Raw genomic sequence first — 12,345 nt, forward strand, 5'->3', positions numbered from 1 at the left:
AATGCCGAAGAATAAATTCCTGAAACTTTTTTTCATTACGCTGATCTTTTTGTTCGGCAATAATATTTCCGCACAGCAGAAATTAGCGCAGCATTATTCCTGGACGTACAGCACAGAAAAAACTGACGATTGTAATTTCGTTCTCGTCTTCACGTGCAAACTCGATAAAGGATTTCATCTTTATTCGCAGATCCCGCCTAAAGATGAAGGCCCGCTTCCTACTGCTTTTCTCTGGAACGATTCTGCCGATTTTAAATTCGTGGGAAGAACATCAGAACCAAAACCCATTGAAAAAGCAGAACCTGCATTCGACGGCGCGATCATAAAATATTTTGAGAACTCTGCTACATTCCGCCAGAAGATCCACGTTATTCATGCGAAAAAATTTAAAGTCACCGGCGAGATCGACGGAATGGTTTGCAACGACGGAGGTTGTTTTAATTTTTATCCGCGTCCTGCTTTTTCATTTGATGTGGATGCAACATTATGCGGCGCGAGCGGTGCAACGGGAAGTACCGGTGCAACGGGAACAACGGGAAGCACGGGTTCAACAGGAACAGCAAACGCAACCGGAAATATTGGCGCAACCGGAAGCACAGGAATTTCTGCTGCAACAGGAAGTACGGGATTAATTGCAAATACAGGAACCACTTCAAATTCCAATTGTACAGTTCAACCCGGTTCAACTGCAAAAGCGCCTGCTCCGAAAAAAACAGAATTCTGGCCGGCATTCGGCGGTGGTTTCGGCGGCGGACTCATCGCACTTTTCATGCCTTGTGTTTTACCCATGATACCAATGACGGTAAGTTTTTTTACCAAACGCGCGAAGAACAGGAAGCAGGCGATACGCGATGGAATGATGTACGCATTTTCCATCGTAGCCATTTACGTCATTCTCGGATTGATCGTAACACTTGCAACGGGTGATGCGCAAACACTGAATCAACTTTCTTCGAACATCATTGTGAATCTTGTTTTCTTCGCTGTATTTATTTTATTCGGAATTTCTTTTATTGGCGGCTTCGAAATAAATATGCCTTCGTGGCTCGTGAACCGATCGGATAAAGCTGCAGACCAAGGCGGACTCATCGGAATTTTTTTCATGGCGTTCACACTTGCGCTCGTTTCTTTTTCCTGCACCGGCCCCATCATTGGCACCGCTCTTGTTGAAGCGCTGAAAGTAGGATTCACGGGCCCGCTGTATGTGATGCTCGGATTTTCATTGGCACTCGCCTTGCCATTCGCACTCTTCGCGATGTTTCCGACGTGGCTGAAATCACTTCCGAAATCAGGAAGCTGGATGACTTCGATGAAAGTTGTTTTCGGTTTGCTGGAATTTGCGTTAGCGATGAAATTCATTTCGAATATCGATCTCTCCTACCATTGGGGAATAATAACGCGCGAAATTTTTCTTTCCATCTGGATCGTTTGTTTCGCGCTCATTGGTTTTTACCTGATGGGAAAAATAAAATTTGCGCACGACGAAGATGTTCCGCATGTTTCTGTTCCGCGGGCTTTACTCTCCATTATTTCTTTTGCATTTGTCGTTTACATGATCCCGGGATTATTCGGCGCGCCTGTGCGCATGCTCAGCGGACTTTTGCCACCGTCTTATTACAGCGAGAATGCAAAATTCTTTTCCGGTGGAGGAAGTAATATTTCTGCTGCCGATACTGCTGTTGTTCCGGGAATGTTGAAAGATGAATGTCCGCAGAACCTGAGTTGTTTTCACGATTATGATCTCGCGCTTGCGTATGCGCGCAAACAAAAGAAACCGCTCTTCGTAGATTTCACGGGTTACAATTGTGCGAACTGCAGGAGAATGGAAGATTTTGTTTGGCCTGATCCTACTGTGCTCAATCAACTGAGAAAAGATTACGTGGTGGTTTCACTTTATTGTGATGATAAGGATCCTCTTCCTGCCGACAAGCAATACATCACGAAAGACGGCATCAAAATAAAAACGTGGGGAAATAAATGGAGCCAGATGCAGATTGATCGTTACGGATCGAATTCGCAGCCGCTTTATGTTTTGCTTGATAACAATGAAAAGATGCTGACCGATTCTGCTTACGGATATACGCCGATAGAACCGTATGCAAAATATCTGAAATCGGGAAGTGCTGAATTCGCGAAGCGGCCGGAGAAAGATTCGGTGAGGTAAGAGGCTGTCTAAATTTCATCCTTCTGTTACCATTCCTTCCGAAGCCCTCGTTATGCGTGGCGAGTACATAATTATGCCTTCCGATGCCCTCGCGATGCGTGGCGAAGGCATAATTATGCGTTCCGAAGGCATCGTTATGCGTGGCGAGTACATAATTATGCCTTCCGAAGCCCTCGTTATGCGTGGCGAGGCCATAATTATGCGTTCCGAAGGCATCGTTATGCGTGGCGAAGGCATAATTAATCCTTCCGAAGCCCTCGTTATGCGTGGCGAAGGCATAATTATAAAAAGTTTCAACTAAGTTCGGTGTGTGCTTAAGTAATATGAGAAAGAGTAATTACAAACTCCGTAGAGTACCCGCGTTGATATTGGCAATGCCCGTTCTTCTATTGATTCTTGCCTTTATCAATTGCCAAAACAATTTTCCAGTTAATAAAAAGGTATCGGTAGAAAAAGACACTATTCAAATTCACACTTTGAATTATTCCAGCGATACCCCAAGCTGTAAACTTTCAATTGACTATGTTGTTCTTTCCGGAATGGATATGGATTCTCTTGAGAGAATTAGAAATGCTGAGTTTCTTGCTGAGGCCACACAAACCAGGAAATCATTGACTCAAGAGGCTGATAAATTATATTCCAATTATGAAGATTGTCGGAGTTCGGAAGAAGATTTTGCGTTCAGAATTACTCCCGGATTATTAACGCCTTATTGCATTTCTTATTCAATAGAAAAAACAGGAACTGCTTTTTGCGCTCCACATTCATTTCACAGTTATGATTTCAGAACAATTGATTTGAATACCGGTAAACCGCTAACGTTGAAAAATATTTTCAACAATAGGGATTCTGCATGGGCAAAGGTAATTGCGACAAAAGCACGGCAAGGTTACCTTGAGGAAAGTCTTGGATTCAAACCTTCAGGTACAATCCTTTTCGAAGCAGCAGGTTATTATACGAATAATGATTTTGTACTCGAAGACACCGCGATTTCATTTCTCATTGATCCGATAACAATTCATGAATCACTTGATGGGCAATCGGATTTTTGGATGACAATTCCATATTCTGAACTTAAGTCAGTCATTCCTCCTGGAAGCCTGCTTTGGGAAAAAGTGAACTAACTTTTATCGTTCCGAGGCAATTTATTTTTTCTTTATCTCCCTTGACAAAAAATCAAGCTCGTGCTAAGTATCCCATCGACCAAGTACATCTTACAGCTGTTTGGGACAAGATTAGTTTGTGCTTTGCTAATGTTGAGGAAAACCAAATAAAAAAATAAAGCGGCGACGATTCCTTTCACGAGACAGTGGGTTATAGAATCGAATGAAAAAAATATTTTTTACTGGCGCTGAACATTTACGGAGTACGCAGCACAAAATTCTTTCCCAGGTAAACTCTTCTCACCTGTTCGTCATTCGCCAATTCTTCTGCGGTTCCGGCTTTTAAAATTTTTCCTTCAAATAAAAGATACGCACGATCGGTGATGGAAAGTGTTTCGTGCACGTTATGATCGGTAATGAGAATACCAATATTTTTTTTCTTCAGATTACTCACCACTTCCTGAATATCTTCTACGGCAATAGGATCGACACCGGCAAAAGGTTCATCGAGTAAAATAAAATTCGGGCTGGTGGCGAGACAGCGTGCGATCTCCGTGCGGCGGCGTTCTCCACCGGAAAGTGAATCGCCCAAATTTGTACGGATGTGTTCCAATCCGAATTCATGCAACAACTGTTCGAGTTTATCTTTCTGTTCCTGCTTCGGAAGTTTTGTCAATTCAAGCACCGCCCTGATATTATCTTCCACCGAAAGTTTCCGGAACACCGATGGTTCCTGCGCGAGGTAGCCCACGCCCAGCTGCGCACGCTTGTACATGGGCTCATTGGTAATTTCTTTTTCGTCGAGATAAATTTTTCCTGCGTTCGGTTTTATCATTCCCACAATCATGTAGAACGAAGTAGTTTTTCCTGCGCCATTCGGCCCGAGTAATCCCACGATCTCGCCCTGCTTCACATTCACCGAAACGCCATCAACGACAGTTCGCTTCTTGTATTTCTTTACAATATTTTCTGCTCCGAGTATCATACGCTACTAAATTATGTAAGGGCGGAGTACGAAATACTAAATCCCGAATTAATTCGGGAAAAAGTTACGAAATGCAGATGAATACGAAATTGCCTCGCGCAAGATTGCTTCTCCCGATTAAAATCGGGATCGCAATGACCACCGCACGTTTCGAATTCAGTACGCATTCGTATTTCGTAACTTTTAGTAAACTTTTCGTTTTTCGTACTCCCTAAAAAAGCACCTGCATCGATATCCTCACTCCCACCGGTTTTGCATTCACATTATCGAGATAACTCAATCTCCAGAAAACATCAACACGGAAAAATTTAAAAATGTTTTCGATTCCCGCTCCTGCTTCCATGTACGGGCCGCGGCTGAGTGAATGAAGATTCGCAGGGAAGATCATCTCTGCCCGGTTTTTTTCATTCACACTTCCTATGAGCCATTTGAACGAAGCAACTTCTCTCCATTTCAGTTTTCTCATGAGCGGAATGTGATTCAGAAAAAAGCCATCGAAGTGGTGAATGAATGTGGCTTGCGCGTACTGATCACTCACAAATTCATAATAACTCATCATGTTGAACGCCGACCAGTCATACACGTACGTTTCATTTCCCGGATGCAGCACCATGAGCGGATAAGGAACAAGTCCCCACGTTTTTCCGGCTTCAAGAATATAATTGAGATAACCGAATGGCCCGAACCGCAAACGGTCATCGATGTTGATGCTCATCCTGTGATATGCATAATCACTCATGAAAACTCCTTTTATTCCTTCGGTATAATTGAATTGAACGATCGGCCATTTTGTTCCTACGCTCACGCGCGAGAAAACTGCCTGCACATATTTTTCATTGAACGCAAAACGGATATTCAATTGCGCTTCACTCGAAGAAATGCGCTGAATGCTCGTAATGGAATTATCGGCGTTGAGATGCTGATACGTTAATCCTCCAATGGGATACATGTTCCTGTTGATGACAGAAAACCGCGTAGTGAATCCTAAAAACCAATCGCGTTCATACCACACTTCCAATTGTTCTACGTGCGTGAAATTGCTGAACGGTGTGCGGCGGAAAATTGTAGCGAGAATATTATCACTCGTGAATTGATTATTACTGAGCCCGAGAATTTCATTGTCATTTTTATAATTCACACCGGTCAGTTGCCGGTGCGGCGTTTTTGTAATGAATGTTTTAAATCCTGCGCCGTATTTGAATTGCTGATCTTTTGTTCCGTAAGCTGCATACCCGCTGAGTTCATACCACTTCGAAAAATTATTACTCGTGCGCCCACCCACACGCAGGCGCGCACCTTCGATGGGATTAAAACTTAAAGTTTTGTACCACGGCCCATATTCCACGGGGCCTAAAGTTTTGTAACCGGTGTATGCAGTAAGCACCACCTGTTCCCACGTATGATAGATCGGAAGTTTCTGCACCGAATCGACCATCGTATAAATTCCCTGTTCCTGTTTGTTCAGCGTGTCGTGACGCATGGCCACCCAGAAAGAATCGTTCCTGTTATCGGCGCCATTTGTTACGATGAGATTATCGGTGCGCTGGTAAAAAGCATCGTCCATCGGTTTGTTCACGACAATATTTTTGTACGAAGTTGTTTTTCTTCCGTACAAACCTTCTTTTCTTCCCACGATCTCGAAATCGCCGATCACTCTTTCTTTCGTCATCATCCACGCTCCGGAAGCATTATCGAATTCCTGGATCACATAAAAACTCCGGATGTAGTTGATATTGGCGTCGGCAGAAATATTCATCTCCACACGCTTCACCGCAAATGAAGTATCTGCGATCCACACGTTGCCCACAAAAGTTGCTTCCTGTTTTCTTCGTGGTTTGAAAGCGATCTGGTGGCACCAGTGCCCGTCGATGGTCATACTGTCGACGAGATAATATTTGTAATACAATTCTCCATTGGTAGAAATGGGGCTCTCAAATGTTTTTCCGAATACCAGTAAATTATTTTTATAAACGTCCACGTTCTGGTACATGTCGCCGGTGAACTGCGATACACTTGCGTTGTCGAGTCCGCTCACCTTCGATCCGAGAATCACTTCTTTCTGTGTACGCGGATTTGCGCGATAATAAAAATCGGAAACCGATTCAGAAAAGAACAAAGGCAGATGTGGTTTCTCACTCGGGTTGGTGGAATCGATATTATTGAAAATAAACTGCACCGGTTTCATCACTTTGCGCTGCTGCATTTCAGGAGAAATATCATTGAGATCAAATTCCAGTTTGTTATACACTTCGTACTGGTAGAAATCGACATAGCGTTTATCATTCACATCTTCATTCTTCCACACCTGTTTGAGAATAGTGATCGCCGGATTTTCGCCGGGAAGAATTACCACCGGTTCACGCTCCACATCGAAAGAGGCCATCGGGATATTGATGATCTGCGTTTGCCCCTCTTTCACTTTCAGCGTGGTTTGGTTGTAACCTACGTACACGCCGCGAATGGAATCTATTTTTCCGATAATGTCGATCTCGTAATTTCCATCAATATCGCTCACTGTTCCCTGCGAAGTTCCAACCGCAATGATATTCACGAAAGGCATCGGCTCATTGGTAGCAGAATTATAAACCTTCCCCGTAATATGGGTGGTTTGAGAGAAAACATTCAGAACCGAAGTAAGGAAGATGAATAGCGGAAGTCGAATGCGCATTGTAATTTATTGGCTCTTTACGAAAGTAAGAATTAAAATCTTTTTCAGAAAAACAGGCGCCTGCCGGTATTAATAGACGCAGGAAAGCGAAAGAAGTTTACAGTGTAATTAAGAATATTTTCCAGATCCTGTTTAAAATTCATTGTCCCCGATCTAAACAACTCTCTTCTTCTCCACTCGTTTCGCAACAAAAATGCTCACTTCGAAAAGCATGTACAGCGGAACGGCTACAAGCATTTGTGTGAAAATATCTGTGGTGGGTGTGATGACCGCTGCTACAATGAGAATAACTATAAGTGCGTGTTTCCTGTATTTGCGCATGAATGCTGCCGTGATGATCCCGAGTTTCGCAAGAAAATAAATGATGATCGGTAATTCGAAAACAAGTCCCATCAGCAACACGAGTGTGGTGACGACAGAAATGTAAGAGTCGATCGTAAAATTATTTTTGATGGAAGGATCTACCTGGTAATTCCCGAGAAAATAAATTGCCATTGGCGTAACGATGTAATAACCGAAAAGAATCCCGGTGAGAAAAAGTGCGCTTGCATAGACGATGAATCCTTTTGCAGCTTTCACTTCTTTTTGTTTCAGCGCAGGTTTAATGAATCGCCATAATTCCCAGAGCAAATATGGAAATCCCACCACTAATCCGGCAACGAATGAGCCCCACATGGCGAGTGTGAATTGCCCGGTGACCTCTATATTCTGAAATTTAAAATTGAAATCCTTGAAGCAAAGCGACTCTCCCATCCCCCATTTGTGAGAAAGATCACAGAGAAAAGTGTAAGTGAAAAAATTCGGATCCTTCGGGCCGAGAATTATTTTTCCGAAAAGAATTTCAGGAAAACAGAATGCAACACCGGCTAAGACCACGATCACCGCAGCCGACCGCACCAGGTGCCAGCGCAATGCATTCAGGTGGCCGAGAAAAGACATCTCGCCCTGTTTTTTTTTATCGCCGCTGCTGGATGAAAATAATCCCATTGTGAGCCGGCAAAGATACGTATTGAGTACTGAGTTATGAGAATTTGGAATTTCGTATTAACCATTTCTAACCAATAGGTAGTGGCTCAGTTTGCTCTTTTCCGATTCAACTTCACGCCGGAGCTTGCCCTGAAGAATTGAAGGGCGGTTCCTAAACCGTTCTTTTATTAAACCGCAAAGACGCTAAGGCGCTAAGAATTTTCAAACTGACCCACTACCAACCAATAACCCACAACTCATCACTCCTAACTCTTTCCTATCTTCGTTACTTATGAAAACGGTTCGCCGTACTGCAACGACAAAAAAAAATGTGGGGCCGGAACTGAAGCTTCACAAACAGCCCGCCTTCCTCATCAGCTCGCTAATTGTTCTGTTGCTTCTCATCTGGAGTTACAGCAATCATTTCAATAATCCGTTTTATTTCGACGATGCACATACGATCGAGAACAACACTGCGATCCGCCACCTGAGTAATATTCCCCGTTTTTTCACTGACGCATCTACCTTCAGCACGCTTCCTGCGAATCAGGCGTACCGGCCCGGGCTTACCACGCTCAATGCCATTGACACAAAACTGAGCGGAGGAACTCCGAATGCAAAAATATTTCACATCGATATTTTTATCACGTATGTCGTTCTTGGATTTTTATTTTTCGGATTTCTTCTTCACATTTTCAGAATAAGTTTTCCTGAAATAAATTATGCGCACTGGCTTGCGCTCGCGGGAACCGGGTTTTTTATGCTGCACACCGCGAATGCAGAAACCATCAACTATATTATTTCCCGCGACGATTCTTTTTCCACGATGGCAGTTCTTGCCGCATTCAATTTGTATTTCTATTCCGAAATGGCCGGAAAAAAATTATTATTTCTCATTCCCGTCTTCATCGGATTTTTTGTGAAGGAGCCGACCATTATGTTCGCACCGATGTTGTTGGTTTGGATCTGGCTTTTTGGCGAAGGATGGAAAAAGAAACCGAATACATTTCATCTCTTCATGGCATTTGCACTCGGGGCAATATTATTTCTTCTGTCGCGATCCATGACTCCTCCCAATTGGAAACCGGGTGGCGGTGAATGGTATTACTATCTCGCAACGCAGGCTTTCGTCATTGTACATTACATTAATAATTTCATTCTTCCCCTGAAACTCAGTGCCGATACCGACTGGGGCCCGGTGAATAGTTTTACGGATGATCGCGTGATGGCAGGTGCCGCTGTGATCCTGCTTTTATTTTTACTCGCGTGGAAATGCTCGAAACATCAGCGCACAAAACCGATCACCTTCGGAATCCTTTGGTTCTTTCTTGCACTCGCTCCTACCTCTTCTGTTTTTCCGCTCGCCGAAGTGCTCAATGATCATCGGCCGTTCTTCGCTTACATCGGTTTGGTAATTGTGGTGGTTTGTTGCGCTGCACTGCTTCTTGAGAAAGCAAAAGAATTTCAGAAAACTAAAATTGTAAAACAATTACTCATCGCGTTCACAGGAATTGTTCTCGTTGCACACGCCATAGGAACGCATCGCCGGAATATTATCTGGCAATCGCCGAATTCACTCTGGAAAGATGTGACAGAAAAAAGTCCGGGTAACGGGCGTGGGTGGATGCAGTACGGGATCGCACTGATGGGCGACACGTCGAAAATAAAACTCGACAGTGCAATTATTTGTTTTAATAAAGGATTGGAATTCTATCCTTACTATTCTTACCTCCACATCAATCTGGCAATTGCAAAAGCAAGAGAGGGTTTTGATTCAGAAGCGGAATTTCATTACAAATTCGCTTTGCACCAGGATACACTGAACCCGGAATGTTATTATTGGTACGGAAAATTCCTCGTGTCACGCGGCAGAGATGCAGAAGCAATGCGTCTTTTTAATCTCGGACATAAGGTGAGTCCGCAACACGATGGGATTAACACCTTTCTCGCAACGCTGCAGAATGTAACGCCTGTTAATTCAAACAATGCTACACCCATAATTTCTGCAGAACTTCTTGCGAAAAATAATCCGACTGCAGATAATTATGTGAACCTGAGTTTGCAGTATTACAATGCAGCGCGTTACCAGGAAAGTGCAGACGCCGCGTTGCAAGCCGCGAAGATCGATAGCAATTATGCACTTGCTTATAATAATATCTGCGCTGCTTACAATAAACTCGGCGAGTGGGATAAAGCAGTTGCTGCCGGTGAAAAAGCACTGCTGAAAGATCCGAAAAACCAAAGAGTACACGCCAATCTTCTTGTTGCAAAAACCAGCCAGATGAAATTTGATTCATTGATAAGCAAAGCGGTGAAAATGCATTCCGATTCTCAGTGGTTGATCACCAGCACTACCTGGTATGAATCCGGAATTTATCACAAAGCGATCGATGCGGCCAATGAAGCGTTGAAGATCAATCCGAAAAATTATGATGCTTACACGAATATATGCGCATCGGAAAATCAACTGAAAGAATGGGACAAAGCGATCGCGGCAGGAGAAAAAGCAGTGGCGCTTGCACCGGATAATATACTTGCGAAAAATAATTTAGCGGAAGCACAAAAAGGAAAAGCGGGCGCGAAATAATGTGCTAATTTAAAATGGACAAAATAATATTAATTGGTGAGTGGTTTTTTCAAACTTCATTAACTCAATAACCCAATAACCAACCACAGTGAATATTCTCGGTTTCAATTGTTACGGTCACGATTCTGCAGCGGTGCTGGTGGTGAATGATGAAGTTGTTTTTGCCGTGGAAGAAGAGCGGTTGAACCGGAAAAAACATTTCGGCGGAATTCCTGAGCACGCCATACGCGCCTGTCTCGCGCACGCGAATCTCACGCTCGCCGATATTGATCACATCGGATTTTTCTGGAAGCCCTCGATCTCTTATTCTAAAATTCCCGTTTACCTTCTGAAATACTGGCACAAAGTCCCCACGCTTCTCCGCGAACAAAAAACTTTTTCTGTCGAGGAAAATCTCGGCATGCTGAATTATCTGAAGGATATGAAAAAACTTCCGGAGACGCTGAGAAAAATGTTTCCGACGGAGCGTCCGGCAAAATTCAAATTTCATTTACTCGAACATCATTTCTGTCACGCCGCAAGTTGCTTCTATCCTACTCCATTCGAAGACGCAGCCATTCTCACAATAGACGGCGCGGGCGAGTGGACGACGAGTATGCTCGCGCACGGAAAAGGAAATTCCATCACGCGTATTGGTGGAGTGAACACACCTTATTCACTCGGCGCATTTTACCAGGCAGTGTCACGCCATCTCGGATTCAAACTCATCGAAGGCCCCGGAAAATTAATGGGGCTTGCTTCATACGGAAATCCGGATACTGACGTGTACAAAAAAATGCGCGAGATCATAAAACTTACCGGCGACGGCGGATTTAAATTCAACATGTCGTACCTGAGTTATCATTACACGAGAAAAACAGGAGTGACAAAAAAATTCACCGATGCTTTCGGTCCGTCGAAAGATAAAGGCGCTGATTGGAGCGATCATGAACTGAATGTTGCCGCAGCAGCGCAGCATATTGTGGAAGATGTAATTCTGCACATGGTGCGCACGCTGAAGAAAAAAACAAATTCCGAAAATCTCTGCATGGCCGGCGGTGTTGCGCTGAACAGTGTTACAAACGGACTGATCGCAAAAGAAAATCTTTTTAAAAATATTTTCATTCAACCTGCAGCCGGCGATTCAGGAACAGCAATGGGAGCTGCGTTGCTTTTGAATCACCGGGAATTTAACCGGAAGAGAAAGTGGATCATGAAGACGGCTTTTCTCGGGCCGGAATATTCCAGCGAAGAATACGAGCGTGCAATAAAAAATTCCGGTTTACCTTTTGTTCGCTCATCACGATTCAATGAATTTGCAGCGAAAAAACTTTCTGAAAATAAAATTCTCGGTTGGTTCCAGGGCAGAATGGAATTCGGTCCGCGTGCATTGGGAAACCGCAGCATCATCACTTCTCCGCTTCATCCCGATATGAAAGCGATCGTGAACGCGCGCGTCAAATTCCGCGAAGCATTCCGTCCGTTCGCTGCGATCGTTCCCGAAGAAGATTGCGGGAAATATTTCGACAACGATTTTCCAAATCCGTATATGCTTTTCGTTTACAATGTAAAAAAAGAATATCTCGGAAAAATGCCGGCGATCACGCACGTGGATCACAGCGTGCGCATACAAACGGTGAATGAAAATGAAAATCCGCAATTAAGAAACTTGCTCGAAGCTTTCAAAAAAGAAACGGATTGTTCTGTATTGCTCAACACTTCATTCAACATCAAAGGAGAACCGATCGTTGCATCGCCGGAAGATGCGGTGAAAAGTTTTGCAGCAGCGGATATGGATTATTTAGTGATGGGAGATTTTATTGTAGCGAAGATGAATGATGAAAAGAGTTTACCGAAGGACTAAAATTTTTGATTATGGATTTTTGATTTTAG

At 43.6% G+C, this 12,345-nt stretch carries 7 protein-coding genes; 4 read left to right on the plus strand and 3 right to left on the minus strand.

Features of this window, described 5'->3' with window-relative positions; all coding sequences use genetic code 11:
* The first annotated feature begins 1 nt into the window (after nucleotide 1).
* Nucleotides 2-2,164 (plus strand): thioredoxin family protein, encoded by a 2,163-nt coding sequence (locus tag HY064_01270; protein ID MBI3509264.1) that lies wholly within the window; start codon nucleotides 2-4, stop codon nucleotides 2,162-2,164.
* Between the two features lie 374 nt (nucleotides 2,165-2,538).
* On the plus strand, nucleotides 2,539-3,288 hold the full coding sequence (locus HY064_01275) for a hypothetical protein (GenBank protein MBI3509265.1): 750 nt from the start codon (nucleotides 2,539-2,541) through the stop codon (nucleotides 3,286-3,288).
* 235 nt (nucleotides 3,289-3,523) lie between these two features.
* Here HY064_01275 and lptB read toward each other — a convergent pair whose 3' ends face one another.
* From lptB to tatC, 3 genes are all read right to left on the minus strand, one after another.
* Nucleotides 3,524-4,252, minus strand: coding sequence for an LPS export ABC transporter ATP-binding protein (lptB, locus tag HY064_01280; GenBank protein MBI3509266.1), 729 nt, complete (start codon nucleotides 4,250-4,252; stop codon nucleotides 3,524-3,526).
* 211 nt (nucleotides 4,253-4,463) lie between these two features.
* Nucleotides 4,464-6,920: a carboxypeptidase-like regulatory domain-containing protein gene (locus HY064_01285; protein ID MBI3509267.1), complete on the minus strand. Its 2,457-nt coding sequence runs from the start codon at nucleotides 6,918-6,920 to the stop codon at nucleotides 4,464-4,466.
* Nucleotides 6,921-7,073: 153 nt separating this feature from the next.
* Nucleotides 7,074-7,907, minus strand: a complete 834-nt coding sequence (gene tatC / locus HY064_01290; GenBank protein ID MBI3509268.1) for a twin-arginine translocase subunit TatC — start codon at nucleotides 7,905-7,907, stop codon at nucleotides 7,074-7,076.
* 271 nt (nucleotides 7,908-8,178) lie between these two features.
* Between tatC and HY064_01295 the strand changes: the two genes are divergently transcribed.
* The gene (locus HY064_01295) at nucleotides 8,179-10,473 is read left to right on the plus strand and encodes a tetratricopeptide repeat protein (GenBank protein MBI3509269.1); all 2,295 of its coding nucleotides are present in this window, start codon (nucleotides 8,179-8,181) and stop codon (nucleotides 10,471-10,473) included.
* 88 nt (nucleotides 10,474-10,561) lie between these two features.
* Nucleotides 10,562-12,316, plus strand: a complete 1,755-nt coding sequence (locus tag HY064_01300; protein ID MBI3509270.1) for a carbamoyl transferase — start codon at nucleotides 10,562-10,564, stop codon at nucleotides 12,314-12,316.
* The last annotated feature ends 29 nt before the right edge of the window (nucleotides 12,317-12,345 follow it).

The sequence above is a fragment of the Bacteroidota bacterium genome, assembly GCA_016194975.1.
Lineage (GTDB): Bacteria > Bacteroidota > Bacteroidia > Palsa-965 > Palsa-965.

Bases quoted from the DNA above. Each gene is read 5' to 3' on its own strand.
- HY064_01270 (MBI3509264.1), top strand. From the start codon at position 2: ATGCCGAAGAATAAATTCCTGAAACTTTTTTTCATTACGCTGATCTTT.
- lptB (MBI3509266.1), bottom strand. From the start codon at position 4,252: ATGATACTCGGAGCAGAAAATATTGTAAAGAAATACAAGAAGCGAACT.
- HY064_01285 (MBI3509267.1), bottom strand. From the start codon at position 6,920: ATGCGCATTCGACTTCCGCTATTCATCTTCCTTACTTCGGTTCTGAAT.
- tatC (MBI3509268.1), bottom strand. From the start codon at position 7,907: ATGGGATTATTTTCATCCAGCAGCGGCGATAAAAAAAAACAGGGCGAG.
- HY064_01275 (MBI3509265.1), top strand. From the start codon at position 2,539: ATGCCCGTTCTTCTATTGATTCTTGCCTTTATCAATTGCCAAAACAAT.
- HY064_01295 (MBI3509269.1), top strand. From the start codon at position 8,179: ATGAAAACGGTTCGCCGTACTGCAACGACAAAAAAAAATGTGGGGCCG.